Source organism: Bradyrhizobium sp. BLXBL-01, assembly GCF_051853025.1.
Classification (GTDB): Bacteria; Pseudomonadota; Alphaproteobacteria; order Rhizobiales; family Xanthobacteraceae; genus Bradyrhizobium.
In genome coordinates, this window is sequence record NZ_CP182471.1 from 2343701 (window position 1) to 2370190 (window position 26490).

Sequence of the window (26490 nt, forward strand, 5' to 3'; positions counted from 1 at the left end):
GCTCGCGCTCAGGGCCGCGCGGCAGACACTTCGCCTCCTCGCACAGCCGATCGGCTTCCTGATGAAGCCGTTCTTCGAGAGATTGGGTCTGCTTGAACCGACGGCCCTCTATCATGGCGCTGCTCCATTGGTGAGTTCGGCGGAGCGCAACTGGTGTTTACACCCCGATACAGGACTTTGACCACCCGCTAACGGAACACATGTGCAGGTAGGAAGAAGACAAGGCCAACGGTTTATTTCTTTCCGCGCACGGAACTATCCGGAAACTGCCTCAAAACTAGCCGAATTGGCCAATATCAACATTAGCTTTAGGAACGACCAACCGGGCTGCCCCTTGAAGATGGGGGATGTCAGCTCCGCGACACGCTGGCTTGCCAGCACGTTAGTGCCGCAAGGGTACAGCCATGCACGACATGCAAACCCACCTAGAAAAACTCCTCACCGAAGCGGAAGAGTGCGCGCTTATCAGCAGACGCCACGCAGCCGACCAATCGAAGAAGGAGTTGTTTGCCGATCTCTCGTCGATCCTATTGGGGCTCGCGATCAAGGTGGAACTCGCCATCGAAGAGCGTCAGGACTGGTCTAACAGGTAGTGTGCATCGGCGAGTCTTGCCCGTGCCTTGCACTGACGCTCGGAGAGTATGTCTAATCGCGACAGGCGATCGGTATGATCGCGTTCTTCAATCCGGCCATGATGCGCAAGCTTCCCTGAAACACCTTTGAACAGCGGCAGTTACAGGGTCGCACCCTCAAGATAGCCAATTCGTCGAGTGGCCCCCTCTGCCCACGAACGCACGCCGATACAAGCAGTGCCGCACTTGTTGCGGCAGTTCCTAACTGGCTACTCTGCTACGTCTCGGAGGGTGCGGACCTGCTCCGCGCGGCGGGCGAGCTCCTCATAGGTCTTGGCGACGTTACGCAGGCTTTTCCTTGTCTCAGGATGCTCGCAGTTGTCCGCCTTCGTCCGAAACTCCTCCGCTCGCATCTCCCAGTACTGAGGCGAGTGCATACGCTCGATACCCATGACGCCAACTTTCCTGAATTGGTCGTTCATGTTGATTAATGTACATCCAGTCCAAGTGTTCCGCGCTCCTACCCCGGGGAACGGTTGGGTCTGCTCCTCACCCTAGCGAGCAAAAGGAGCAGGATCGCGCCGGAGAGCCGGCCTGCGTCCTCATCAGTCATTGAACGGTACCGAATTAACAGCCGCGGCAATACCGGGAGATCAAGTTGAGCCAACTCCCGTCAATCCAAGTCCAGGTTTATTTCGTGGTGCATGGCGGTGAATCATTTGTCACGGTTCTAATCAGCCCCCCAATTCAGGTAGTTTGATGCGGCACGAGGCGGCATCCTAAATCTCCCCATCGGAAATGGGAGAGTCCTGCAATGACCGGCGGAAGCATCGTCTCGCAAACCCCGCCGGCGAGTGACGCGCCTGCAAAGCCTATGAGCCCGTCGGAGCGGCTCGACGGGATTGACGTGCTGCGGGGCTTGGCCCTGCTCGGCGTGCTGGCCATGAACATCGTGACCATATTTCGGGTCTCCATCTTCGCGTCATTCTTGCTGGACGCGGAGCCGGCGAGTCCGCTCGACCGCGCGGTGGCGGCCGTGCTGAGGGTCGCCGTCGACTCCAAGGCGCTTGCGCTGTTCTCGCTGTTGTTCGGCGTCGGCCTCGCCATCCAATTCGAGCGACTTGCCGGCAATCCACGGCGCATGATCTTGCTCGTGCGCAGGCTGGTGGTGTTGCTGGGGATCGGCCTGGTGCATCTCTATTTGATATGGAGCGGCGACATTCTCGTCGATTATGCGCTGGCGGGCTTCGTGGTGCTGCCCTTCCTCGGCGGCGCGCGGTGGCTCATGCCGGGTGCAGCCCTGCTGCTCCTGGGGCTCTACATGACCATGCCGTTACTACCGCCGATCGTGCCGCTGCCGGGTGCGGCCGGGATCGCCGCTCTTGTCGGGGACGCGACGCGTGCCTACGGTACGGGCGGATTTTTCGACGTGCTCGCGTTTCGGATCCGCGAGGTGACGGTGATTTTTCCGCTGCAGATCATGTACTTTCCGCGCACTGTCGCGCTGTTCCTGGTCGGCGCCTTCGCGTGGCGCAGCGGGGTGTTGCGTCGGGCTTCGGCGAACCGGCGCCTGCTGTTCGTCGTCGCAACCTTTGGCATTCTTCTCGGCGGCGGATTGAGTCTCGCGGCAGCCGGACAAGAGCTCTTCGACTGGCCGTCGCTCGGGCGCGCGCATTTTCGGGTTGAAGAGCTTGCGGCGGTCGTGTTGGCCCTGGGTTATGCGGCTGCGGTTATCGCCGCTGTGAACCTCTCCGGCGGGTCGAGGATGCTGAGCTGGGCCGCACCGCTTGGCCGCATGGCTCTCACCAACTATCTGGCGCAATCTGTGATCTGCGGCTGGATCTTCTACGGCTATGGACTAGGCCAATTTGGCCGCCTCGAAGTGGCCGCGACACTGGCGATCGGCATTTTCGTGTATGTCGTGCAGGTGGTATTCAGCGCGTGGTGGCTGGGCCGCTATCGGTTCGGTCCTGTCGAGTGGCTCTGGCGCTCCTGCATGTATGGGGTACCGCAGCCGATGCGGGCAAAGGTCAATTTAGCCATCCTGCGCGCGACCTCAGCAGATTGATGCGGCCCCCAGATACCAAAGCTGCGTTCTGCTTCAAGCGGAAGCCGCCCCAGCGCGTGAGGCTAGTTTTGGCCCCAAGCTGAACAAGAAACGAGGCGTCGCGATATCGGCTGTCTACGGGAAACCGGACATTGCAACATGGTTTCGGTGACGGATCTCGGCCGGCGATATCGCGCCGGCTCCTCTTCTGCTCTTTGGGCGCTTTTGCCGCCTCTCAAGCGACCTCGTGGCACGAAGCGATCGGATGACGGACTGGACGAGAATGGCGCGGGGACCAGCAACGGGGTGCAAGTCTCAATACGACAGACCGCTAATTTGCGGGATTTCGAGGCCTGAGAGTGTCGCCTCGAATTGCTGAAGTACGTCGCGCCCACGTTCCTAAACGCACACGCTGCCGAGGCCCGGCAACTCGTTTTGATCTTGACGGCTTGCCCCTCGCCCTACGCATGGCTGGGCCATTGGTGGAAGAGGAGATCCGCCTTAACTGGAGCGGGGTTCTTGTCCGAACTCACGGGCACAACAAGGCTGCTTCCGGAGCTTGCTCCAGAAGACCGTTATGATTCGAACACCGGCACGTTTCCCACGGTCTCCCTATTGGTGAGCGGAGCACGGAGCGTCCCGACGCTGAAATGCGGCGGCGATTTGCGAGCCTGGAAGGCTAACTTGTGCGGCGAGCCAACAGCAACGTCGCTCCCAGACCGCACATGACAGCACCCGACGCCTGTCGCGTTTTGACAATGAACGACGGTCGCTTTGCAAATCCAGCTCTCGCTTTCGCGGCCCAATGGGTAACAATTAGGTCTACGCCCGTATTAAGTGCGACGGAGAGGAGGCCCAAAGTGATGAATTGAGTGGCAACGTTCGCGGATGGATCGACGAACTGCGGGATGAATGCGAGAAAGAAAGCGGCTGTCTTGGGGTTGAGCGCCTCAACGACGATGCCCTCACGGAAGGCTCGACGCGCTCCGGTTGTGTGCACGTCGGTCGGTTCGACGATACGCGCTTCGCGCCATGTTTTGATGCCCAGCCAGACGAGATACAGGCCTCCCGCGATCTTCAGCAAAGTGAAAGCCTCCGCGCTCGCCATGACGACGGCGGAGAGGCCGACCGCGCCAGCCAGTACGTGCACAAGCCCGCCGAGACCCAGACCAACGCTCGACGCCAAACCTTCGCCCCTTCCGCCGGCAAGTGTTCGCGCGACGATATAGAAAATACCCGGTCCTGGCGTGATCGCCACAAGCAGGGCCGCTGCCAAGAATAGGAGGAAAGTCTGGTATCCGAACATGGCTGTCTCTTGTTGCAATCCGGAGCACCCCGGCTCAGGCCTGGGTGGGACAAAGAAGGCCCACGTCTAAATTCCTAGGCCTCCTTGCTCCTGCAAGGCCGGCGGGCTCTTGGATGCGGTTAGCCTGTCGTGCGCTAGCCCTCAACTTGACTACAGATACACACGTCCACGTCCACGCGCAACCGATTGCCGAAGCCGCCGTTGTTGCTCTTGCGTCGTCATCTGCTGACGCTGGTTCGCGGAATTTTGGTGTTGATTTGATACGGGACGACCTCTTTCGTTGTACTGACGTCAAGCGGATGTCCGATCGGTGGTAGCGCCCAGTGATGACAATCTTTGCGTTCGCAGGCTCTCCGGCGTGGCGGCCAACTGGACCAGGATGCGGCCATGATGCGAAAACGATCGGTGCACGTTCCAGACGGGCAGGGGCCTCCGAAACGGCGAACCGAAAGTGCGTGGCGCTGCTACGCTTCAGGACATTTCCGGCGATGTCGATCTTCAAAAAAATACAACGGAATTCCCGGAGAGTTCCGACGTTGAAGTGTGCTCAAGCGGTGGCAGACCTGTTCGAGGCTCGTTCCGAAGCGTCGTTGAAGTCGTTCGAGTCGTACTGCGCCTAGCGCGGTGGTGAGGAAGGCTTCGTACGGCATGACCAGTGCGCCGGCATAGCAGTTGGCTAGAGCGAACGTGCTAGCGGTGCGGCTTCCTCATTGCTTAATGGTGCCTGTCTGATCTGCCGCTCGATGCTCTCTCGCCGTTCCAGGAGGACGATGACGTGAGCGATCCAGAACAGCCGGTTCTACGCGGGCATCTCCGGATAGAAAAAGAGCCTTGGCGTTGTTATCAAGGCGCCAGATCATGCCCTTGCCAAGATCCTCTGGAGCTTGCGCCTTGCGGATCCCATACGCGTCGCGCAGAAACTTGATGAAGTCTCCACTGTGGTACTCGGGATGGTCGTTTCGTCTCTCAGCGAGTCTTTGGGCGACATGATCAAGCGCGTCGAAATAATTCGCTTCCATTCAACCATCGTCAGCCGTGAAATAATTCGATCCAATACCGAGCAGATGGCTGAGCCGCATTAGTAGCTTGCGGGTGATCGGCCTTTGATCTCCTTCCATTTGGCTCAGATAGCCAGCCGAAATGCCAAGATCGTCCGCGAGTTCGGCTTCCCACGTAGTTCACGCCGCCGCCGCAGCGCCAGCAAAGATTTTCTGAATTCTGGTCACTTTACAGACTTTACACGGTGTGCCGCAGAGTCGACTGGCAACTGACTGCGCCTGATTGCGCGTTGCAATGCCCGAGACAAGGTTCTGATTGCGCATAAATCATCCCCAATGCAGCATCGGTCTGTTAGGTTTTGCAATCTCAAAATAAGCTTGAGCACCCGCATGTCCTTCCGCGGGACTGATGGGCCTTTCAGGTCTTCAGGGTGATTCAGGTCGGAGGCGCTTACGTGAGCTATTTCACAATTGCGCGACTTGCCGGCCACGTGCCGCCAACATGATCGAAAACGCTTGGGCGAAGACCGGGACTTGAGAGACAAGGCGGGTTTTAGCGCAATTGCCGCGCCTGAGCTGGGAGAGGCTGCGCGCCGGAAGGCAAGCATATCTAGACGGCGTTCGCGACGAACTCTAAGCGCGCGGTGAGCTTGTCAGATTGCTTAAGACATAAGGTCTGTTGACCTGTATTTGGTCCGGTCAGTATCGGCCGCCACTTGCGCTGGGGGCGCACCAACCAGCTCCTCGTAGAGGCTGGGATCGGTCGCGCCCTCGGTATTAACTAGGAATACCCGTGCATCTTGTCCAAGGCCAATCCTACGACGCAATGTGCGGTCCGAAGCAACTCTCAGCAACCCTGCAAGACCAACACCGCCACTTTCTCCTGCAACAATAGCGGGGTCCCCATCTCTGGGGTTTGCAAGGCGCTTCATAACATTTATTGCGTCCTCCTCGTCGACAGTCATGAAGGCGTCCGCTGCACGCGACAGGATGCGCCAAGTAGGCACCTTGACCAGACGGCCAGCTCGAGCGCTCTCGAAGAGGCACGCTGCACGCGAGGGATCGACAACCGTAAAGAACGGGCGGTTGTTGCCGAACAGAACCGAAAGATGTCCCGCTACCGCTGCGGCGATTCCGCCAACCCCGGCCTGGACGAAGACATGGGTCGGGATTTTGGTGAGCTGTCGCAGTGCTTCACTCAAGAGTGCGGTATATCCCTGCATTACAAATCCGGGGATACGCTCATAGCCCTGCCAGGACGTATCAGAGACCGTGATCCAACCCTTTTCTGCGCCAACTCGGGATGCTTCTGCGACCGAGTCGTCATAGTTGCCGTTGACCCGGATCATCTGCGCACCAAAACGGGCGATTGCGTTGATACGTTCGTCGCTGACCCCCGAGTGAACGAATATGGCACATTTCGCACCAACGAGTCGGGCGCCTAGCGCGACTGACCTGCCATGATTTCCATCCGTGGCGCAGGATACCGTCATCTGCCGAGCCACGGTAATCACGTCAGGTGTCTGAAGCTCAGAGACGTCAATAGCTCGGCCGAGCCGCCGAGTTGCTTCCTCCAAGACCAGCCGGATCACGGCATAGGATCCACCCAAGGCTTTGAAACTGCCAAGACCGAGCCGATGGCCCTCGTCTTTTATGTGGATCGAGGCTACGCCGATCTCACGAGCAAGACCCGGCAGCGAGACGAGTGGAGTCTCCTTGTAGTCGGCGCGATGCCGGAGAAACCGCTCCACTTCGCGAGCGGCTTCGACGCTCAATATTTCCGCATCCGATGCAGCCAGGGAGGTGCGGTGTTCAGTGTGTTGATTCAGAAGCAACATGGTTCGACTTTCTTGCTTGCTCGCACCATATCTGCCTTCAGGTCGTCGCTCGGAAATGCGATGCCCGGCAGCATGATGCGCTGCTGCTACCGGGTCTGGCGGTAGTGCCGATACTCGCACTAGCCCTGGAGAGCTTCGACGTACGGCCTCAGCAGGTCAACCGTCTCCTGCAGCTCCGCGGCTTCCTGTGCTCGCAAGTGCAGGCGGCCAAGTGCAGTAAATCGATTTGCAAACAAGCTCTACATGTTCTCGGCGTCCAGCTCGGCGAGGTCGGAGAGAGCCTTGTTGCGTTTCTTGTCCCGCACGCGTTTATAGGCAAGCAGGTCTTCTGCCCTGATCCTGCGATGACGGCCCACCATTCTGTAATTCATGTCACCTCGTTCCAGAAGTGAGATCAGGAACGGACGCGAAACATTCAGGTTATCCGCTGCCGGCTGCGTCGTCAGCATCTCATGCCCGGGCACAAGCGACACCGCATCGCCACGCGCGATTTGCCCCAACAATTGCATCAGCAGGCACGATAGGCTTGGGGGCAGGGTGATCTCAGTAGGCTTCTTGTGCTCGTCCTGGAGCAAACGCAGCTTGACGCCACCATGAGCATGGGACCCCAGTATCTGACGAAGCTGGTTGGCGGCCGCCTTCTCGCTGGCGGAGGCAGCCGGTCAACCCCTAGCTCCTGGGCATAGGCTGGCACGGTGTGATTCTCGCTGATGGGCGGTATGAAAGCACCATTCGAAGCAGACGCAATAAGCGCATAAACGAAAGAAATATCTGTACCCCGAGGGAGGGGGGCGAGGGGTCGTTGTTTCAACACCTGGCTTGCACTTTCGATTGGACTGTTGAAACTATTGATATTTAAGGATAAATAAAGTTTCAACAGTGAGGTCTAAAATCAGTTAAGGTCGTCGAAACCATGGATTTTCAAGAGCTTAACAATGACCAGCGCCGAGAGGTGATCAATAGTCAGCAACGGTTCCAGGCCCTACGGGACGCAAAGGAGGCCTACAATGCTCATCGGGGTTCCCTGACTTGGGCGGAGTCGAAAGGCCGCCAGTACCTCGTCCGGAGCTACTACAACAACGCAGGCGTCCGGAAGCAGGCCTCGCTGGGCGCGCGTTCCCCCGAAACTGAAAAGATGAAGGCGGACTTCGAAGCGAAACGTGCTGCTGCAGAAGACAGGGTGAAGAATTTGCGCGATACCCTGGAACGGCAAGCCGCGGTCAATCGTGCGCTCGGCTTGGGCCGCGTGCCGTTGCTGGGAGCTCGGATCATGCGCGCTCTCGACGGCTTCGGAATTCTGGGTTCCGGCATTCGGATTCTTGGGACGAACGCGATCTACGGTTATGAGGCCTCTTCCGGCGTCAGACTCGATCCAGGCTTCGCTACGACAGAAGACGATCTGCTGTTCGACGCACGCGGCGGCCTTACGTTCGTCGCGGACGACGACGTCTCTGAATCATCGCTCATGAAGATACTCAAGCGAGTGGATACCAGCTTCGAACGTGCCAAGCAGACGTTCCGTGCCGTAAACCGGGATGGCTATCTCGTCGATTTGATCAAGCCAATGCAGAGCCCACCTTGGAAGAAGGCTCCAGACAAGATCGGCCTAGACCCGGAAGATCTAGCCGCTGTGCAGATCGAAGGCCTCGATTGGCTGCAGAATGCCCCCGCGTTCGAGGCGGTGGCCATCGACGAAAAAGGCGAACCGGTGCGTATCGTGGCGCCCGACCCGCGGGTTTGGGCCGCCCATAAACTATGGCTGTCCCGTCGGCCGGACAGGGAGGCGCTAAAACGCCAACGAGATGCAGCGCAGGCTGGAGCCGTAGGCGCTCTGGTGGCGAACTATCTCACTCACCTCCCGTTCGACGCAGAGCAATTGAGGATGCTTCCGAAAGAGGTGCTCGACAGCGCGGCGCCTCTGTTCGCCAAGAAAGATAGTTCTGCGCGAGCCTAGCAGCCGCGTCGGCAGCAATGGTACCGGTATATTCCGCCCATCATCAGCAGCACCATGATGCTCAGCATGCTGCTGCTCATTGCATGCCCGTGATGATGATGCCGGCAAATTTTGGTGGGCAGGCCCGGAAAGTGGGCCGCATCCGATCTGCGAACGTACGAGCGAGCTTCAAGCACATGGGACTGGGCGGTGCGGGCGCAAGATAGATCCGCGCATCCGCTGCGTTGAGATGGCGGAAAGTTAAACGAAGGCGCAACGCAGCGCGGCAGTTCTTGGGTTGCCGTTCGGGTCAACCTCTGCGGTTTGATAACCCTTCCGGCCGGGCCCTATATCATCGGTTCGAACTGGCAGTGCACGAGCATCTCGGAGACCGACGCATTGTTCGGCATCATGAGCGCAGTTTCCACCAAGCATGCGATGTCGCCCGGCTGGCTCATCTCGTGGCGCGGGATCTCGTCGTCGTTTAGCGTCATGTCCGTGGCAACGTAACCCGGGCAGACGACCGTCGCCCGAATTCCCGCCGCGCGTCCTTCGCGGCGAATGCCGTGGGTGAGTGCAACGACGGCGAACTTGGTCATCGCGTAACCAACGTTGCTTCCGACGCGCTTGCCTGCTAGCGATCCCAGATTGACGACCCGGCCATGACCGCACACGGCCAGATGGGGGAGGGTGGCTCTGACAAGGCGCAGGGGACCCTTGACGTTCACGCGCCACATCTCATCCAGCTCGTTCTCGCCCTCATCAGAGACACGGACCTTCGGATTGATGCCGGCCGCGTTGACCATAGCATCGACGCCCCCCCACCGCGCGACCGTTGCGTTGACCCAGGAGATCGGGCTCTTGACGTCTTCGGCGTCATAGTAGTGCGTCATGAGCCTCTCGCTCTCGACGAGGCGGCTCGGATCGCGAAGCCCCGCCGATACGCGAAAGCCCGACTCTAGCAGCCGGTCGACGACGGCGCGTCCGATGCCGCGCGAAGCCCCGGAGACCATGACGATCCGATTGCCGACTTCCAACACTAGTCCGTCTCCCATGGGTGAGCGAAGCGCATCGCAAAATGTAGGCGGATGCGCGCGCCGACGAGTAAGAGAAATTCACTCTGCCTGCATCGGGTGTGCTTATGGCTCGCACGCCGGACGACTTTCGGCTGGGGGATATTGGATGTCCTTATGAGGGCAGAACAAATCCGCTGTATGCGGGTGCCAATCCCTGCACGTAGCTTTCCGCCGCTCTGGCTGACGGCAAGCGAGCCTTGCGAATGGGATTTTCGGACTACCGAACGGCGTTGGTGACGGGCGCGTCCTCCGGTATCGGGGCTGCGACGGTTCGTTGCCTCCGCGCCGAGGGGCTCGAGGTCCACGCGCTGGCGCGTGACGGTCGCCAGTTGGCCAGCCTGTCGGCTGAGACCGGATGTCACGCGTGCGCGGTCGATGTCAACGATCTCGACGCTTTGACGCGCCTTGCGAGCGCGGCCGAATTCGATGTTCTCGTCAATAATGCCGGTCAGTCGCGGCGCGGCACCGTCCTGGATACGGCGCCCGACGATGTCGACAAGCTGGTCGACGTCAATCTACGGGCGGTCCTGCACCTGACGCGGCTGATCGCACCAAGTATGGCGCGGCGCAACCGCGGCCACGTGGTCAATGTCTCGTCGATCGCCGGCCACTATGCCTTCGGCGAGAACGCCACGACATTCAACTCATCTGTGGCCTATCACGCGACGAAGGCCGGCGTTCATTCGCTGTCGCAGCAATTGCGCGTCGATCTCTACGGCACCTGCGTTCGTGTCACCGAAGTCTCACCCGGGCGTGTGGCGACGAGCATCTTCCAGAACCAGAACGATGCCGACAATCCGGATACCCGCTTCGTCGGGGCGTTCGAAACACTTCAATCCGAAGACATCGCCGATGCCATTGCGTTCGCGGTCGGATCGCCGGCGCGGATGAACGTCGCGACGATCGAGGTCGTACCCACGTTCCAGGTCGTCGGCGAATTGCGATTTGCGAGCCGATCCGAGGCCGCACGTTTGAAAGAGATGAGAAGTGGAGCTGACAATGCCTGAACTCGCAACCCGCCTCAAGACTGTGAAGGTGTCGGCCTCGGCGGCGATGACGGACAAGGCGCGCGAGCTCCGGGACGCCGGTGTCAAGATCGTGGGCCTGTCGTCCGGCGAGCCCGATTTTCCGACGCCGCCGCACGCGATCGAGGCCGCACATCGGGCTGCTCTTTCAGGCGATACCAAGTATCCGGCGCAGCCGGGAACCGTCGCGCTGCGGACCGCGGTCCAGCGCAAGTTCAAACGCGAGAACAATCTCGACTACGCCCTCGACGAGATCCTGATCGCCAACGGCGGCAAGCAGATCATCTTCAATGCGCTGTTTGCGACCTGCAATCCCGGCGACGAGGTGGTCATTCCCGCACCGGGCTGGATCACCTATGCCGATATCGTTCTCCTTGCGGAGGCGGCACCCGTCGCGGTGCCTTGCCCGGAGAACAACCAGTTCAAGCTCCGCCCCGCGGATCTGGAGGCGGCCATCACGCCTAAAACGAAGTGGTTGATCCTGAATTTTCCCAACAACCCGACCGGGGCTGCCTGCACGCGCGAAGAGATGCGCGCGATCGCCGACGTCATGCTGAAGCACCCCGATGTCTGGATTCTCACCGACGATATTTATGAGCATCTCACCTATGATGGTTTCGAGTTCTGCACCATCGCGGAGGTCGAGCCGAAGCTGAAGAATCGCGTCGTGACAGTGAACGGCGCGTCCAAGGCCTACGCCATGACCGGCTGGCGGGTCGGCTATTGTGGCGGTCCCAAGGACCTGATTGCGGCGATGAACAACGTCCACGGTCAGGCGACCGGTGGAATCTGCACGGTGAGCCAGGCGGCGGCCGTCGCGGTCCTGGACGGGCCGCAGGACTACCTGAGGGAGCGCGCTGACATCTATCGCGACCGGCGCGATCTGGTGGTCAAGCTGCTCAATCAGATTTCGGGTATCACCTGCCACAAGCCGCAAGGCGCCTTCTACGTGTTTCCTAACATCGCCGGCTGCATCGGCAAGACCACGAAGGCCGGCCGACGGCTGGACACCGATGCCGACTTCATTGCGGCTCTGCTGGAAGAACATCATGTCGCGGCTGTCCCGGGCAGCGCCTATGGCATGAGCCCGTACTTCCGGATTTCGTACGCGACCGATACCGAATCGCTGAAGGAAGGCTGCCGACGCATCGCCAGTTTTTGCGAAGGCCTGCGCTGACCGCGCATCGGGATGGCGGCTCGCCTGGTGCAGTGCGAAAGATGCATCAGGCGGCATTCACCGGCCAAAATCGGAGCAGTATGCCGAACCAATTGTCATAATCCATCCTGATGCCCCTAAACGAAGATGTTCTTGGTCCTGTAGGATGCCGACGCATAAGCTTTGTGCAGCAGAGGGGTATGCCTTGGTATCGCGCAGTCGAGGACGGCCAGCGATGACCACCAGCAACGATGCGGTGGCAGTCTTAGGTGTTCAAGCTCCACCGGCAAGCGGGCGGGCATCGCGATGGCGTCTGGCTCTGCCGGTCGGGCTTCTCGCCATCCCGATGCTGGCGTTCCTCACGTACTTCTTCTTCTATCCGGCGCTAGGGCTGCTGCTCTCGAGCATCCAGACCCAGGACAGCCGCGGTATCATCGGCCGTCCGTTCACGCTCGCGCACTACGCCCGTCTGGTCAACGTCGAGCTCTACGCGCGCGTCCTCTGGACGACACTGCGTATCAGCATCGTCACGTCGGTGCTTGCGACGGTGCTCGCCTATCCCGTCGCCCTCGTGATGGTCAAGAGCCGTCCGATGGTCACCCGCATCATCACCCTGATCGTCATCGCGCCCCTGATCGTCAGCGTCGTCGTGCGCGGATACGGCTGGCAATTGGTGCTTCAGAACGGTCCGAAGGGCATGCTGAACTGGATCCTGATGACGCTGCACGTCGTCGACGCACCGATATCGGTCCTCTACACCGAGGCCGCCGTCGTCATCGGATCGCTGCACGTGTTCTTCCCGATGATGGTTCTGCCGCTGGCCTCGGCGCTCGGCAAGATCGATCCCAACCTCGAAGATGCAGCCCGCATGCTCGGCGCGCCATGGTGGAAGGTGTTCCTCCGCGTGACGCTGCCGCTGAGCATGCCCGGTTTCGTCGCAGGCTTTACCCTGGTCTTTTCACTCACCGCCGGCTCCTTCGTCATTCCGGCGATCCTGGGCGGCGCCTCGGCGGTCATGCTCGGCAATCTGATCGAGCAGCAGATCTTCGTCGTTTACGACTGGCCGTTCGGGGCCGCGATCGCCGTCGTTCTCGTCGGCCTTGTCCTTGCGGTGAACGGCGTCTCGATGTGGCTTCTGGAAGGCCGGCGACTGAGGAGGCCCGAGTGATGGACGAGCGGTTTTCCGGCTTCGGCACCTTTATCCTCTACACCATCACCGCCGGCATGATGCTGTTCATCCTGGCCCCGCTGCTCCTCGTCATGGCGGTCTCGGTTTCCGATTCCTATTTCGTCACGTTCCCGCCGCAGGGCTTCACGCTGAAATGGTACGCCAAGGTTCTCCAGGATCGCGACTTCCTCGAGGCGATGAGGCTGAGCATCCTGCTTGCGCTCGGCACCACGGCCGGATCGCTCATGCTTGGCGTGCCCGCGGCCTTCGCGCTGGTGCGCGGAAATTTCTTCGGCCTGGCGGCGATCAAGGGCTTCTTGCTGTCGCCCCTGACCTTCCCGGCCTTGGTCACCGGCCTGGCGCTGCTTCAGGTTCTCACCAGGCTCGGCTCGCAGGATGCGCGACTCAACCTCCTGATCGGGCACGTCGTCGTGACGTCGCCCTATGTCATCCGCACCGTCGTCACCAGTCTTCAACTCGTGGACGAGAACCTGGAGGATGCCGCGCGTACCCTCGGCGCAAATCGGCTGACGACCTTCTGGCGCGTGACGCTGCCGCAGATCGCCTCGGGCGTCGCCGCCGGCGGGCTGTTCGCCTTCATGGTGTCCTTCGACAATTACCCGGTCACGATGTGGCTGGCGAACTCCGAATATTCGCCCGTGCCGCTCGTCCTGATGCGGCAACTGGTCAACGTCTTTGACCCTTCCGTGCCGGCGATGTCGACGATCATCATCTTGATGGCAATGGTCGGCGTGCTGCTGCTGGAGAAACTGGTCGGCCTTCGCCGCGCGCTGGCTGCCTGATGTGCATTGGTTAGATGGAGATTGGACCCATGAAGCTGACACGTAGGACTCTCATTAAGGCCGGTGCATCCGCGGTTGCTTTCCCGACAATCATCAGCCGGTCGTGGGCGCAGGACGCCAAGCAACTGCATGTCGGCGTCTACAACTCCGCGCTGGGCAAGCTGATCCAGAAAGAGGTCATTCCGAAGTTCGAGGCCGAGTTCAAGTGCCGCGTCTTCACGATCGAGGGCGCGACGCTGTCCAACATCGCCGCCCTTCGCGCAACGCGTGATACGCCGCGCTTCAGCATGATGATGATGGACGATGTTGGAATCCCCCAGGCCAAGCAGGAAGGGCTGATCGACAAGCTCGACGCCGGGAAAATTCCCAACCTCGAGAAGGTTTATAAGCGCTACCTGTTCGAGGATGGCTACGGCGTCGGCTTCTCGATCTCGAGCGCGGCCATGTTCATCAATCCGCAGGTGACGAAGCCGCTCGAGAGCTATGAGCAGATCTTCGACGCGAAATATCGCAAGCAGATCCTCTTGAACACGCCCAAGAACACCCAGAGCGTCTTGATGCTCATCGTGGCAACGGCGCTCACGACCGGCAAGCCGCTGCAGGAGGCGCAATATCTGGTCGATAGCGGCTGGGACAAGCTCGCCGCTCTCAAGCCCAATGTCCTGACGATCTACGACAGCGAGGCACAGGTGCTCCAGGTGGCCCAGGGCCAGGCGACGATCGGCGGCATCGAATACTCGAAGGCGATCTATCCGCACACGGCCAAGGGCATGCCGATCGACATGACCTTCCCGAAGGAAGGCGCCTTCACCGGCATCAACAGCATGACTCTGGTCAAGAATGCGCCCGAGCCCGAGCTCGCCTGTGCCCTGATCAACCGCATTCTGGAGCCCTCGGTCGCCAAGATGCTGTCCGAGCAGACGCTCAGCGCGCCCTCGGTCGGCGGCATCGACTTCAAGCCGGAGACGGCCAAGTTCCTGGCCTATCCCGACACCAAGGCGACCGATCTCGGACTGTTCACCCCGGATTGGAAGTTCATCGTTCCCCGCCGCGGCCCGTGGCTGGAGCGCTATAATCAGGTGTTTACGAGCTAGGACAGGTGCCATGAGGTCTTCCGAAGTCAGGCTTGACCGCCTCAGCAAGGAATATAACCGCACCGTTGTGGTCGACGACGTCTCGCTCATGATCGAGCCCGGCCATATGGTCGCGCTGCTCGGTCCGAGCGGGTGCGGCAAGACGACCTGCCTGCGCATGATCGCGGGGCTGATCCGCCCGACATCCGGCGACGTCTTCGTGAACGACAAGAGGATGACGGATGTTCCCGTGCATCGACGCAACGTCGGAATGCTGTTCCAGAACTACGCGCTGTTTCCTCATCTGACCGTCGGGGAGAACATCGCCTTCGGCCTGGAGATGCGGGGGATTTCCAAGTCCGATGCCGCAAGGAAGGTGAGTGACGCGCTCAGCCTCGTGCAGCTCTCCAGCTTCGGCAAGCGCTATCCGGCGCAGCTCTCCGGCGGCCAGCAGCAGCGCGTCGCATTGGGGCGCGCTTTGGTGATCGAGCCGGCGATGCTGCTGCTCGACGAGCCGCTGGGGGCGCTCGACAAGGGGCTTCGCGAGAGCATGCAGGTCGAGCTGCGTGCCCTTCAGCGCAGGCTCGGTCTGACCACCATCATGGTGACCCACGACCAGGACGAGGCTCTGACGATGGCCGACAAGATCGTGGTGATGCGCGATGGCAAGCTCGAGCAGGTCGGCTCGGCGACGGAAATCTACCAGCGTCCTGCCTCGAAATTCGTCGCGCAGTTCATCGGCGCGTCAAATCTGTTTCACGGGCCGGTCGAGCAGCGCAACGGGAGCGGGGCGGTTGTTCGTGTCTCGCCCGAACTCAGCCTTCAGGTTGATCAGATCCCGTCGTCGGCCAGCGACGTGATGGTTTCGATCAGGCCCGAGGCGATCGTGGTCGAGCGCGTTGGCGAGAGCCCGGCGGCGCAACGCGCCAACAGCGTGACGGCGCGCGTCGACCAGGCCATCTATCGCGGATTCGTCAGTCACTACTATCTCAAGACACCGAGTGGCGGCCAGATCATCGTATTCGAGCAGAACCAGTCGCAGCAGGCGGGACTTCGATACGCGGTGGGCGAGGAGGTCGTGGCGCGGTGGGAGTCGCCCAGCAATCACGTCATTGCGCGTCACTGAATCGGAGGCGAGCGCGGCGTCCTGCCGGCAATCGACATCCCTTATACCCGCAGACGAACATCGTCTTGGATCGGCTTGCGCCGCTTGGCTAAATTTGAGGGTGGCAGCGCCACGGGCGTTCGACCAGCGAGGCCCTTTTGTCGCTTAATCAGCCCAAAGCTCCTTTTGTCGGCGCGATCGAGAAAAGCCCAAAGATCAGCCTGATCGGCACGCTTGCGATGCTGGTCGAGGCGCCGGGTGATTTCGACCTGATGCAGCAGGGCCGCATCTGGGCCCTTGCGGATGCGGTTTCCACCTGGCCGAACGTCCAGGAGGCCGTCATTGGCGTCACCAATGTGATGCTCGTCTTCGAGCAGCCGCCGTCGGATATCGGTATGCTCAGTGCTTCGATCGTCGAGCTGTGGCATCGTTTGCCGGGCCGCAAGTCCGACGGCAAGCTCATCGAGATTCCGGTAGTCTATGGCGGCGAGCTCGGCTTCGATTTGCCGGCGGTTGCGAGGCGTGCCGGACTTTCCGAGCGCGACGTCATCAGGATTCACAGCGAAGGCAAATACACTGTCTGTGCGGTCGCGAGCTCGCCGGGATTCGGCTATCTCCACGGCCTCGACCCGCGCATTCACATGCCGCGCAAATCCGTTCCGTCGCTCAACATGCGCGCAGGTTCGGTGACGATCGGCGGGATGCAGACAGGGGTGGCGGCGCTGACAAGCCCGAATGGATGGAATGCGATCGGCTGGGCGCCGGTCGTCATGTTCGATCCGAAGTCCGAGCAGCCGTCGCTCATGCTTCCGGGCGACCGTGTCCGATTCAGAATCGATCGGATCGAGTTGTGATCGAGATATTGACCAGCCCGGCCTTCAACACCATCCAGGATCTTGGCCGCTACGGCGCGCGCCGTTTCGGCGTGAGCACGTCAGGCGCAATGGATCCCCTCGCGCTCGCCGCCGGCAATGCGCTGCTGGGCAATGACGACAATGCGGCAGGCATCGAGATCCAGACCTTTCCGTTCCGCCTGCGTTTTTCGGCCGACACCGCATTTGCGCTCACCGGCGCCGATCACGACGCGACGTTGGCCGGATCGGCCGTTCGGCCGTGGTGGTGCACGCGGGCGAAGGCGGGCGACGTTCTCGAGATCACCGCGCCGCGGCGTGGCGCGCGGGTCTACACGACGTTCGGCGGCGGTATCGATGTTCCGCGCGTGCTGGGCTCGCGCAGCACGCACTTACGCGGCGGCTTCGGCGGGCTCGAGGGCCGTACCTTGCAGGCGGGCGACGTCGTGCCGATCGGGAGTTCGTCGCGCAGCAGCGACGGCCGCTTCGACTTCGGCGTCGCTCCGCCGGATGTTGCGATCGCGGGCGCCGCGCCAGTCGAACACCGTGTGCTGCGCATGCGCGTGATGCGGGCCGGCGAGTATGACCTGTTTTCGGAGGCGATGCAGGCGACGTTCTGGTCGACGCGATGGAAGATCAGCGCCCAGAGCGATCGGGGCGGCTACCGTCTCACCGGGGCCAAGCTGACATTGGACGCGCCAGTCGAGATGCGCTCGCACGGCGTGGTGGCCGGCGTCGTGCAGGTGCCGCCGGCCGGCGAGCCGATCATCCAGATGAGCGATGCGAACACGGCCGGTGGCTACCCGAAGATGGCGGCCGTGATCCAGGCTGACCTCTGGCGCCTCGGCCAGGCGGCACCGGGATCGGTCATCGCCTTTACTGAGGTGAGCTATCAGGACGCTGTCGCGGCCATGGCTCCCGTCAACGACTACCTCGCGCAATTGCGGGCAACCGCGAATCTCTATCGAGCGCTTTGAGTGGACCTCAACAATAACAAGAGCAGGGTACGAACATGAAAATCGGCATCAATTCGGACATGGGCGAAGGTTTCGGCAACTATCGCATCTGCGACGACGAGGCGCTGATGGGCATCATCTCGTCGGCCAACGTGGCGTGCGGTTTCCATGCCGGCGATCCCGTCATCATGGATCGCATGGTTCGCCTCGCGAAGCAGAAGAGGGTCGAGGTCGGCGCCCATCCGGGCCTGCCTGACCTGCTCGGGTTCGGCCGCCGCGTGATCCAGATGGACGCCGCCGAGCTCGAGAAGCACATGATCTATCAGATCGGCGCCTTGCAGGCGATCGCGGCCAATGCGGGCCATCGCGTGACCCATGTCAGCTTCCACGCCGCGATGGGCAACATGGTCAATGCCGACCCCGACATGGCCGATGTCGTTGCCCGCGCGATTGCGACCATCAACCGCGATTTCATCGTGTTCTCGCAGCCTGACGCCGAGATCGTGCGCGCCGCGCGCAAGGTGGGCCTGCGCATCCTGCCGCTGTTCCTGGCTGACCGCGCCTATGACGAGCACGGCCATCTGGTGTCCCGCAAGCTTCCGAACTCGGTCATCACCTCGACCGAGGCGGTGGCCGAGCGGGTCAAGCGCTTCCTCGACAGCGGCACCGTGCGGACCATAGAGGGCAAGTCGATCAAGGTCGAAGCGCGCTCGATCCTGATCCACAGCGACACGCCCGGATCGGTCGACATCGCCGCGACTGTGCGCCGCGTGATCGAGCAGGGCGGCGGCGAAGTCACGCCGGCAACCGTGCTACTCAACTGAGCGGGCGGATGCGCACAATCGGTGTGCCGTAGCCGACCGTTGCACCGGTCTGCGCGATCACGGCATCGACGATACCGGCGGCCGGCGCCACGATGGGCGCATACAAGAGCCCGATCTTGACGAGGCCGACGATCGCGCCGGCCTCGATGCGCTGGCCCTGCGCGACGAACGGCTTGTCGCGCCAGGGATGAGCCGCAAGGAAATGCCCTGCGACGTCGGCCTTGGCGACGACGGAACGGTCTGCAGCGGGGGCGGCGAGCGTCGGCGATACGGCCATTCGCGGTCCCGTGTCGACGACGAGCTTCAGCGCCTGGCCGGGCTCCTCGATCTCGATCGTGTCGACCCCGGACCTTTCGAGGATCTGCGCCAGACGCGCGATGTCGGTCAGCTCGATCGGCATGTTCGGGTCTCCTCGACAAGGCACACATTGGTCCTGAGCCGATCGAGATAGGTCGACATCTCGGCTTCGGCTGCCAGCGCATCGGCGTAAGCAGTTTGCTCGAACCGCAGCCTGCTGCCGAGCCGGGCCTGCCCGACGCGCCACAGATCGGCGCCGATCACGGTTGCGATCTTGGGGTAGCCGCCGGAGGTCTGCGCGTCGCGCATCTGGATGATCGGCTGTCCGTTCGGCGGAATCTGGATGACGCCGGGGACGATTCCGTGCGAGCGCTTCTCGATCGGTGCCTTCGGCTTCACGGCGGGGCCTTGCAGGCGATAGCCGTAACGGTTGCTCTGCGGCGTGATCTTCCAGCTGCTGGACCAGAACAGCGCCTGCGTGGCGGCGTCGAACCCGTCATACTCGCCGGCAATCACGACCCTGACGATGGTCTCGTCCGCGGCGGTGTTCGGCCGCGCCAGCGTGATCTCGGCCGGCTCGACCCCGAGCTCGTCGATGGCAGCGGTGGATGCCGCACAGGGCAGGATGTCGCCCACCTGGAGCGGCCGTCCGTGCCAACCGCCGAACTCGCCGCGAAACTGCGTGCTGCGCGAGCCCAGCACCATGGGCACGTCGATGCCGCCGCCGATGGTCAGATAGAGCCGTGCGCCGCGGGGCATTGCCTTGATTGTCAGAATATCTCCGGCACGGGCATGCGACCGCCACCATGGCGGGATCACGCGTCCTGCGATCTCGGCCTCGACACCGGCGCCCGTGAGAGCAAAGGCCATGTCCTGGCCGAAACGAAGCTTGAACGGCAGCATCGGGATTTCGATGCCGGCGGCATTGTCGTCGTTGCCGAGAAGGATGTTGCCGGCGCGCAGGGCGACATCGTCCATCGCCCCCGACGTGCCGACCCCGAAGCGATACTGGTCGAAGCGGCCGAGATCCTGGACACTTGCGGGCCCCGTGACTGACAGGATCTCGATCACCGGATCACCCGTTCGACCGCGAAGCGGATTGTATCGCCCGGTGCGAGCGCAGCAGGCGTCGGCCAGGACGGATCGAAGAAGGTCCAGCTCGTATGTCCGATGGCGTGCCAGCCGCTCGGCCCGGGCGATGCGGAGACGCCGGTCTGCGATCCGCCGATCGACACAGAGCCGCCCGCGGAGCGTTGCAGCGGCGTCTGCCGCCGCGGCATGGTGATGCGCGGGTCCATGCCGCCGAGATAGCAATAGCCGGGATGGCTGCCGAGTGCGAACACGGTGTAGAGCGGGGCGGCATGGATCGAGACCACGTCGTCGAGGGACAGGCCGCAATAATCGGCGACGGATTGGAGCTGCGATCCGATCTCGCCGCCATAGGTGACGGCCAGCCTGATCTCGCGGCCGCCGATCGCGAGGCCTTCCGCCGCGTCCCAGCCGTCGTTGAGCGCGCCGATGAGGGGGGCGAGCTCGCGAGGAGGAGACTCGAATGTCAGCATCAAATTGGTGATGCCGGGAATGGCCTCGCGGATTCTCGGCCATTTCGATGCCATCGCGGCCAGTGCCCAGATACGCCGCTGGTGCGGCAGGTCGAATGCCCCTGGGGCCTCGAACAGCAGAGCCGATGTGCCGAGCAGGCTGATCCGCGGCCGGTCGGACGCCGTCATTGGGCGGCCACCTTCGCGTTCATCCAGTGCTCGAGATGATGGATGTCGTAGCCGCCCCGGCAGAAGGTCGGATCGGTGAGGATCGCCTGATGCAGCGGCACATTGGTTCGGATGCCTTCGGCGCGCAGCTCGGACAAGGCGACGCGGGCACGCGCCATAGCTTCCTCGCGTGTGCCGCCGTGGGCGATCAGCTTGCCGATGAGCGAGTCATAGTGGCGGGGAACGGTCGCGCCCGCGGTGATATGCGAATCGACGCGGATGCCGATGCCGCCGGGGACATCCCAGCGCGTCACCGTGCCGGGTGAGGGCGCGAAATTGGCGGGGTCCTCGGCATTGATGCGGAATTCAATGGCATGGCCGAGACGGGCGATGTCGTCCTGCGCGATGCCCAGGGGTTCGCCTTGCGCGATCCGGATCTGCGCCTTGACGATGTCGATGCCCGTCGTCATCTCGGTGACGGGATGCTCGACCTGGATGCGCGTGTTCATCTCGATGAAGAAGAACTGTCCGTCCTCGTAAAGGAATTCGAAGGTGCCGGCACCGCGATAGCCGATCCGCCGGCAGGCTTCGACGCAGCTCGCGCCTACCTGCTCGATCAGCGCGCGGTCGATGCCGGGCGCGGGAGCTTCCTCGACTACTTTTTGGTTCCTGCGCTGGAGCGAGCAGTCGCGATCGCCGAGCCAGAGATGATTGTCGTGCTGATCACTCAGCACCTGGATCTCGATATGGCGTGGTTTTCCGAGGAATTTCTCGATATAGACCGCAGCGTTTTTGAAGGCCTTGCTGGCTTCCGCGCGGGTCAGCGCCAGCGCCTCGTCCAGCGCGGCCTCGCTGCGCACGATCCGCATGCCGCGTCCGCCGCCGCCGCCGGCGGCCTTGATGATGACGGGATATCCGATGTCGCGCGCGATCGCGCGCACCTCGGCCGGATCATCCGGCAGGGCGCTGTCCGGCCCCGGCACACAAGGCACGCCCGCCAGCCGCATCGCGCGCTTGGCCGCGACCTTATCGCCCATGGTCCGGATACAGTCGGCCGGAGGGCCGATGAAGGTGAGGCCGGCGCGCGCGACCCGATCGGCGAACTCCGCGCTCTCCGAGAGGAAACCGTAACCCGGGTGAATGGCCTGCGCGCCGCTGACCTCGGCTGCGAGCAGGATCGCCGCCACGTTGAGATAGGTGCTGCTCGCCGGCGCCGGCCCGATGCAGAGTGCCTCATCGGCGAGCGCGACATAGCGCGCGTCGCGGTCCGCCTCCGAATGAATGACGACCGTCTTGAGCCCAATCGCCCGACAGGCGCGCTGGATACGAAGCGCGATCTCGCCGCGATTGGCGATCAGGACCTTGTCGAACATCAGGATGAACCCGCAGGACCGATCCGGAAGAGGGCCTGCCCCGCCGCGATCTCCTCACCGTTCTCTGCGAGGACCGCAAGCACCACGCCGGGTACCTCGGCCGCGATGTCGATGAAAGTCTTCATCGCCTCGATGATGCAGATCTTCTGCCCGGCCTCGATCCGCGCGCCGACCTCGACCAGCGGCGGCTCGTCCGGCGCCGCAGCCCGGTAGAAGATGCCATGCATCGGCGCGGGTACGACGATGTCGGTGACAGCCTCGGCAGCTGGGCTTGCCTGGTGATTGAGCGCGGGAGTCTCAACGCTGATCACGCTCGCAGGCTGCGCCGGGACCGCAGGTGCTCCTGCAGACACGCGCTTGAGGATGCGGATGCGGGTGCCGTCCTGCGTGAGGTCTAGCTCCGCGATAGAGGAGCGCGTAACGAGATCGACGAGTTGTTCGATTTTGGCGAGGTCCACAGTCACGTTCCGCATTCACGGCCTGTCGAGTTCGGGAGTTCAAGCGTCACTCCGCAGCGGCCGGCTCTTCTGTGCAAAATTGAGGCCGCCGACGACCTGCTGGGTCGGCAGGACTTCCATGAAGGCGACATTCATGCGGGCCGGCGATCCAACCGCGAATGCGATCGAATTGGCGATGTCCTCGGGCTGAAGCGAATCATAGTCGTCGAAGAAGCGACGCTTGGCTTCGACGAGGTCACCCAGCAGCCGGCCGAAGACCTCGGTCTCGACCCGCGCGGGCGATATCTCGGTGACGCGAACCCTGGTTCCGTAGAGATCGACACGCAGTTGCTGCGACAGCGAGTGAATGCCTGCCTTCGTGGCGTGATACACGGTGTTGCCGCCACCGAACGCGTAGTGGCCAGCGATTGAGGAAATGTTGACGACGTGGCCTCGGTCGCGGCGCGCCATGCCGGGCACGATCAGCCGCGTCAGATGCAGGACCGCGCGCAGATTGACGTCGATCAGGGCATCGACATCCTCGGGCGTAGTGTCCAGGATATTGCCGCGCCGGGACTGGCCGGCATTGTTGATTAGGACGTCGAACTCGGCCGACTTCGCCAAGGCCATAAGCGCATCGAGGTCGCTGATGTCGACGGCGCAGGGGCGGCATCCGGTCTCTGCCGACAGGGCGCTCAGGCGAGTGGCGTCGCGGGCAACGGCGTAGACTTGAAGCCCTTCCGCACTCAGGCGGCGAACCGTCGCAGCCCCTATTCCGGAGGATGCGCCCGTGACCAGGGCCGTCCGATAGTCCGAAAATCCCATCCGCGAGGGCTCCTCTGCTACCGTCCAACCCGCTGGTGGCGTCGGCTGCAACGCGAGCGGCGGACGAGTTCAGCACTAGCTATAGGCCCGTCAGGTTCCCAGTGGTAAGAACAATTCCTTCTGATCCCATAGCTTCAGCCTATTGCTGCTGCATTGCTCCCTGACTGGATATCCGGAGACGCCGTATTGGATACGAAACGTTTGGAGGCCTTTATCAAGGTCGTGGATCTCGGCAGCATGACGAGCGCGGCGAAAGTGCTGAATGTCGCACAGCCGGCCCTGAGTCAGCACATTGCGAACCTGGAGGCGGATTTCAAGTGCAAGCTGCTCGACCGCAGCGCCCGCGGGGTCAAACCCACCGAGGCCGGACGAATCCTCTACCGCTACGCCAAGTCCATCCAGCGTCAAATCGAAGAAGCCAGGCGCACCATTCTGGACAACAAGCCGGAGCTGACCGGCAACGTCACGATCGGTCTGGCCCCACTCAGCTCAGCGGCATTGCTGGCGACCCCGCTGCTCACGCAGATACGCGAACGCTATCCCGGCATCGTGCCGCACATCTACGACAGCTCCGGGGTCATGCTGAGCGAGATGATGCTGAAGGGGAGCATGGATATGGCCGTCCTCTACGGCGAACGCCCGGTGACCGGTCTCGATTACAAGCCGCTGATGCGCGAGTACTTCTATCTCGTCGCGCCGCGCAGCATGTATCCGGAGCAGATGCCTTCGGAGGACGTTTCGGCGGCGGAGGTCGCGCAATTCGACCTGCTTCTGCCATACCGGGAATCCTTCCTGCGGCAGACGGTGGAACGGGTCTGCGCCGAGGTCGGGCTCCGGCCGCGCATCGTCGCCGAGATCCATTCCCAATCGACCCTTTCTTCGGCGATTGCCGCCGGAGTGGGGGCGGCAGTGCTGCCCATGTCGATCGCACGGGAGTTGCCGAACCTCGACGAACTCTGCATCCGGCGGATCAATGCGCCGTCGGCCTCGCAGCAGATGTCGCTCTGCATCTCCGACAGCGCCCCGCTGTCCGACGCCGCATTCGCCGTCTACAAGATCCTGCTCGAGATCATCGTCAAGACCTGGGGGCCGTTCGATGCCCAGCCCGGCTCGGCTGCGATTGCCACGGGTGGCCCGACGCCGCCTCTGGACACGCCGAAGGACGAGCCATAACGAAACACGATGCGGCAATCCCAAATTCTGAATTTGCCGCCTCAAGGCCGTTGGTTATGGAGGTGTAACGGAGATCGCGGTCGCAAGGAGGTTTTCATGGTGCATGTGATCAGGACATTCGATCGGCCCGCCGCCGAGCTTGTCGAGCGCATCAAGAAGTTTCCTCCGTCCACCCTGCACGAGGCTCAGGGGCGATCGGGCGCGCTGACCTCCCGCATCAAGCCGATCTATTCCGGCATGCGCGCCTGCGGACCGGCGCTGACGGTGAGCTGCCACCCCGGCGACAACATAATGCTGATCACAGCGATCTCGCTGGCCAAGCCAGGCGACGTGCTCGTGGTCAGCGCGGGCGATCATCCCGAGCAGGGTGGCTTCGGCGAGGTGCTGGCGACGGCCTGCGTCGCCAAGGGCATCGTCGGCCTGGTCACGGATGCCGGCGTTCGCGACGGCCTTGCGGTACGTGACACCGGCTTCAACGTCTTCTCCTACGGACTCTGCATGAAGGGCACCGTCAAGGAGACCCTCGGCACCATCAATCAGCCGATCGTCATCGGCGGCATCGCCGTCCGCCCCGGCGACATCGTCAGCGCCGATGACGACGGCGTCGTGATCGTGCCGAAGGAGAACATCGCCGATGTCTGCGTCAAGTCGGCGGCGCGCGAGGACAAGGAAGCCGGCGTGATGAAGGCCCTCAAGGCCGGTGGCGATATCCTCGAGCTCTCCGGCATCGGAAAGGTGCTGGAATCCAAGGGCTGCACCTTCGCCTGAGCGAGCAAGCGCCGCAGCACGCAGTTATGGGAAATCAGGTGTCAGCCATTCTCGGCTCGGGCGAGCATCGCTATCGCGTCATCGACAATTGGGCGAAGCTGCCGGACGGCTGGCAGCTCACCGATGTCGCCTCTGTCGCGGTTGACAGCAAGGATCGCATCTACGTCTTCAACCGCGGTGCCCATCCGATGGTGGTGTTCGACCGCGACGGCAATTTCCTGCGCGGCTGGGGCGAGGGGCTTTTCTCCCGCGCCCACGGCCTGCATATCGATGCCGACGACAACCTCTATTGCACCGACGACGGCGACCACACCGTGCGCAAATGCACCGCCGATGGCAAGGTGCTGCTGACGATCGGCATTCCCAAGAAGCCCGCACCGTTCATGAGCGGTGATCCCTTCCATCGCTGCACGCACACGGCTTTGTCGCCGAAGGGCGAGATCTACGTCTCCGACGGCTATGGCAACGCCCGCATCCACAAATTCACGCCGGATGGCAAGCTGATCAGAAGCTGGGGCGCGCCCGGCACCGATCCCGGCCAGTTCAACATCGTGCACAATATCGTCGCTGATGCCGATGGCTGGGTCTATGTCGCCGACCGCGAGAACCATCGCGTGCAGGTGTTCGACGGCAACGGCAAATACGAGGCGCAGTGGAATAACCTCCACCGGCCGTGTGCGCTGTGCCGCTGCGGCGGGGCTAAGAACCCGACCTTCGTCATCGGCGAACTCGGTCCCGCCATGCCGGTCAACCGCAAAGTGCCCAATCTCGGCCCGCGGCTGTCGATCGTGGACGCCAAGGGCAAGCGCATCGCGCGGCTCGGCGGCGAGGATGGCCCCGGTCTTGCGAGCGGCAAGTTCCTCGCGCCGCATGGGATCGCGCTAGACTCCAGAGGCGACATGTATGTTGGCGAGGTCGGCGTCACCGACTGGAAGACGAACTTCCCGGACGAGGAGATGCCGGCCGTGGTCCGCACTTCGCGTTGCCTGCAGAAGCTGGAGAAAGTGACCGACGTTCCGCGCTAGATCGTTTCACTCTCCCATATCGCGGGCTGAATCTTCAACGCTTAGAGCCTCAGATCGATCGTTGCTCCACTTAGGTAACGGTTCGGACCATATCCTGCCTCCTACCGGAAATCGCGCCGCGACTCGCGCGCCGGTACGCACCTCTCCCGAGC

The 26490-nt window shown here is 62.3% G+C and carries 29 protein-coding genes; 15 read left to right on the plus strand and 14 right to left on the minus strand.

The features are described 5' to 3' along the window. Nucleotides 1-404: 404 nt before the first annotated feature. Nucleotides 405-593 (plus strand): hypothetical protein, encoded by a 189-nt coding sequence (locus ACNJYA_RS10520; RefSeq protein WP_439366296.1) that lies wholly within the window; start codon nt 405-407, stop codon nt 591-593. 248 nt (nt 594-841) lie between these two features. Here ACNJYA_RS10520 and ACNJYA_RS10525 read toward each other — a convergent pair whose 3' ends face one another. Beyond that, nucleotides 842-1054 carry a hypothetical protein gene (locus ACNJYA_RS10525; RefSeq protein ID WP_439402789.1) on the minus strand — a complete coding sequence of 71 codons (213 nt, stop codon included), beginning with the start codon at nt 1052-1054 and terminating at the stop codon, nt 842-844. Nucleotides 1055-1386: 332 nt separating this feature from the next. Here ACNJYA_RS10525 and ACNJYA_RS10530 point away from each other — a divergent pair, with 332 nt between their 5' ends. Next, nucleotides 1387-2640 (plus strand): DUF418 domain-containing protein, encoded by a 1254-nt coding sequence (locus ACNJYA_RS10530; RefSeq protein ID WP_439402790.1) that lies wholly within the window; start codon nt 1387-1389, stop codon nt 2638-2640. Nucleotides 2641-3298: 658 nt separating this feature from the next. On the opposite strand, the gene ACNJYA_RS10535 is transcribed toward ACNJYA_RS10530, so the two are convergent. The 6 genes from ACNJYA_RS10535 to ACNJYA_RS10560 all read right to left on the minus strand — a co-directional run bounded on the left by ACNJYA_RS10535 (nt 3299) and on the right by ACNJYA_RS10560 (nt 7336). Continuing rightward, a complete protein-coding gene (locus tag ACNJYA_RS10535) occupies nt 3299-3925 on the minus strand; it encodes a LysE family translocator (protein WP_439402791.1) in 627 nt (208 codons plus the stop codon). 464 nt (nt 3926-4389) lie between these two features. Beyond that, nucleotides 4390-4575 carry an ImmA/IrrE family metallo-endopeptidase gene (locus ACNJYA_RS10540; protein ID WP_439366301.1) on the minus strand — a complete coding sequence of 62 codons (186 nt, stop codon included), beginning with the start codon at nt 4573-4575 and terminating at the stop codon, nt 4390-4392. A gap of 57 nt (nt 4576-4632) precedes the next feature. Beyond that, entirely contained in the window at nt 4633-4944 is a 312-nt protein-coding gene (locus ACNJYA_RS10545) for a hypothetical protein (protein ID WP_439402792.1), read from the minus strand. Next, nucleotides 4945-5043, minus strand: coding sequence for a hypothetical protein (locus ACNJYA_RS10550; RefSeq protein ID WP_439402793.1), 99 nt, complete (start codon nt 5041-5043; stop codon nt 4945-4947). Nucleotides 5044-5585: 542 nt separating this feature from the next. Further along, entirely contained in the window at nt 5586-6761 is a 1176-nt protein-coding gene (locus tag ACNJYA_RS10555) for a diaminopropionate ammonia-lyase (RefSeq protein WP_439402794.1), read from the minus strand. Nucleotides 6762-7000: 239 nt separating this feature from the next. Next, nucleotides 7001-7336, minus strand: a complete 336-nt coding sequence (locus ACNJYA_RS10560; protein ID WP_439402795.1) for an excisionase family DNA-binding protein — start codon at nt 7334-7336, stop codon at nt 7001-7003. A gap of 338 nt (nt 7337-7674) precedes the next feature. Here ACNJYA_RS10560 and ACNJYA_RS10565 point away from each other — a divergent pair, with 338 nt between their 5' ends. Beyond that, on the plus strand, nt 7675-8715 hold the full coding sequence (locus tag ACNJYA_RS10565) for a GSU2403 family nucleotidyltransferase fold protein (protein ID WP_439402796.1): 1041 nt from the start codon (nt 7675-7677) through the stop codon (nt 8713-8715). A 326-nt stretch (nt 8716-9041) separates the two neighbouring features. On the opposite strand, the gene ACNJYA_RS10570 is transcribed toward ACNJYA_RS10565, so the two are convergent. Continuing rightward, the gene (locus tag ACNJYA_RS10570; RefSeq protein ID WP_439402797.1) at nt 9042-9734 is read right to left on the minus strand and encodes an SDR family NAD(P)-dependent oxidoreductase; all 693 of its coding nucleotides are present in this window, start codon (nt 9732-9734) and stop codon (nt 9042-9044) included. Nucleotides 9735-9973: 239 nt separating this feature from the next. Between ACNJYA_RS10570 and ACNJYA_RS10575 the strand changes: the two genes are divergently transcribed. The 9 genes from ACNJYA_RS10575 to ACNJYA_RS10615 all read left to right on the plus strand — a co-directional run bounded on the left by ACNJYA_RS10575 (nt 9974) and on the right by ACNJYA_RS10615 (nt 18731). After that, a complete protein-coding gene (locus ACNJYA_RS10575) occupies nt 9974-10777 on the plus strand; it encodes an SDR family oxidoreductase (protein ID WP_439402798.1) in 804 nt (267 codons plus the stop codon). Then, nucleotides 10770-11972: a pyridoxal phosphate-dependent aminotransferase gene (locus ACNJYA_RS10580; protein WP_439402799.1), complete on the plus strand. Its 1203-nt coding sequence runs from the start codon at nt 10770-10772 to the stop codon at nt 11970-11972. The genes ACNJYA_RS10575 and ACNJYA_RS10580 overlap by 8 nt, the downstream gene beginning before the upstream one ends. 214 nt (nt 11973-12186) lie before the next feature. Continuing rightward, nucleotides 12187-13119, plus strand: coding sequence for an ABC transporter permease (locus ACNJYA_RS10585; RefSeq protein ID WP_439402800.1), 933 nt, complete (start codon nt 12187-12189; stop codon nt 13117-13119). Further along, nucleotides 13119-13922 carry an ABC transporter permease gene (locus ACNJYA_RS10590; protein WP_439402801.1) on the plus strand — a complete coding sequence of 268 codons (804 nt, stop codon included), beginning with the start codon at nt 13119-13121 and terminating at the stop codon, nt 13920-13922. The genes ACNJYA_RS10585 and ACNJYA_RS10590 overlap by 1 nt, the downstream gene beginning before the upstream one ends. Nucleotides 13923-13951: 29 nt before the next feature. Beyond that, nucleotides 13952-15016 (plus strand): extracellular solute-binding protein, encoded by a 1065-nt coding sequence (locus ACNJYA_RS10595; RefSeq protein WP_245003409.1) that lies wholly within the window; start codon nt 13952-13954, stop codon nt 15014-15016. 10 nt (nt 15017-15026) lie between these two features. Continuing rightward, nucleotides 15027-16121 (plus strand): ABC transporter ATP-binding protein, encoded by a 1095-nt coding sequence (locus ACNJYA_RS10600; protein ID WP_439402802.1) that lies wholly within the window; start codon nt 15027-15029, stop codon nt 16119-16121. 137 nt (nt 16122-16258) lie between these two features. Next, on the plus strand, nt 16259-16954 hold the full coding sequence (gene pxpB, locus ACNJYA_RS10605; RefSeq protein WP_439402803.1) for a 5-oxoprolinase subunit PxpB: 696 nt from the start codon (nt 16259-16261) through the stop codon (nt 16952-16954). Continuing rightward, nucleotides 16951-17928: a biotin-dependent carboxyltransferase family protein gene (locus ACNJYA_RS10610; RefSeq protein ID WP_439402804.1), complete on the plus strand. Its 978-nt coding sequence runs from the start codon at nt 16951-16953 to the stop codon at nt 17926-17928. The genes pxpB (ACNJYA_RS10605) and ACNJYA_RS10610 overlap by 4 nt, the downstream gene beginning before the upstream one ends. A 35-nt stretch (nt 17929-17963) precedes the next feature. Next, nucleotides 17964-18731: a LamB/YcsF family protein gene (locus ACNJYA_RS10615; protein ID WP_439402805.1), complete on the plus strand. Its 768-nt coding sequence runs from the start codon at nt 17964-17966 to the stop codon at nt 18729-18731. Here the strand turns inward: ACNJYA_RS10615 and ACNJYA_RS10620 are convergent. The 6 genes from ACNJYA_RS10620 to ACNJYA_RS10645 are packed head-to-tail and all read right to left on the minus strand — an operon-like array spanning nt 18724 to nt 23372. After that, nucleotides 18724-19131 carry an acetyl-CoA carboxylase biotin carboxyl carrier protein gene (locus ACNJYA_RS10620; protein WP_439402806.1) on the minus strand — a complete coding sequence of 136 codons (408 nt, stop codon included), beginning with the start codon at nt 19129-19131 and terminating at the stop codon, nt 18724-18726. The two genes, ACNJYA_RS10615 and ACNJYA_RS10620, sit on opposite strands and share 8 nt — an antisense overlap. Further along, nucleotides 19116-20099, minus strand: a complete 984-nt coding sequence (locus ACNJYA_RS10625) for a biotin-dependent carboxyltransferase family protein (RefSeq protein WP_439402807.1) — start codon at nt 20097-20099, stop codon at nt 19116-19118. Before ACNJYA_RS10625 ends, ACNJYA_RS10620 begins: the two co-directional genes overlap by 16 nt. Beyond that, complete coding sequence (pxpB, locus tag ACNJYA_RS10630; RefSeq protein WP_439402808.1) at nt 20096-20758, minus strand: 5-oxoprolinase subunit PxpB; 663 nt, start codon at nt 20756-20758, stop codon at nt 20096-20098. Before pxpB (ACNJYA_RS10630) ends, ACNJYA_RS10625 begins: the two co-directional genes overlap by 4 nt. Then, nucleotides 20755-22110, minus strand: coding sequence for an acetyl-CoA carboxylase biotin carboxylase subunit (gene accC, locus ACNJYA_RS10635; protein WP_439402809.1), 1356 nt, complete (start codon nt 22108-22110; stop codon nt 20755-20757). Before accC ends, pxpB (ACNJYA_RS10630) begins: the two co-directional genes overlap by 4 nt. Beyond that, the gene (locus ACNJYA_RS10640; RefSeq protein ID WP_439402810.1) at nt 22110-22583 is read right to left on the minus strand and encodes an acetyl-CoA carboxylase biotin carboxyl carrier protein; all 474 of its coding nucleotides are present in this window, start codon (nt 22581-22583) and stop codon (nt 22110-22112) included. Before ACNJYA_RS10640 ends, accC begins: the two co-directional genes overlap by 1 nt. Before the next feature lie 24 nt (nt 22584-22607). Next, nucleotides 22608-23372 carry an SDR family oxidoreductase gene (locus tag ACNJYA_RS10645; RefSeq protein ID WP_439402811.1) on the minus strand — a complete coding sequence of 255 codons (765 nt, stop codon included), beginning with the start codon at nt 23370-23372 and terminating at the stop codon, nt 22608-22610. A gap of 186 nt (nt 23373-23558) precedes the next feature. Between ACNJYA_RS10645 and ACNJYA_RS10650 the strand changes: the two genes are divergently transcribed. From ACNJYA_RS10650 to ACNJYA_RS10660, 3 genes are all read left to right on the plus strand, one after another. Then, nucleotides 23559-24545: a LysR substrate-binding domain-containing protein gene (locus ACNJYA_RS10650; RefSeq protein ID WP_439402812.1), complete on the plus strand. Its 987-nt coding sequence runs from the start codon at nt 23559-23561 to the stop codon at nt 24543-24545. Nucleotides 24546-24641: 96 nt separating this feature from the next. Then, the gene (locus ACNJYA_RS10655) at nt 24642-25313 is read left to right on the plus strand and encodes a 4-carboxy-4-hydroxy-2-oxoadipate aldolase/oxaloacetate decarboxylase (protein WP_439402813.1); all 672 of its coding nucleotides are present in this window, start codon (nt 24642-24644) and stop codon (nt 25311-25313) included. A 38-nt stretch (nt 25314-25351) separates the two neighbouring features. After that, nucleotides 25352-26338: a peptidyl-alpha-hydroxyglycine alpha-amidating lyase family protein gene (locus ACNJYA_RS10660; RefSeq protein WP_439402814.1), complete on the plus strand. Its 987-nt coding sequence runs from the start codon at nt 25352-25354 to the stop codon at nt 26336-26338. Nucleotides 26339-26490 lie beyond the last annotated feature (152 nt).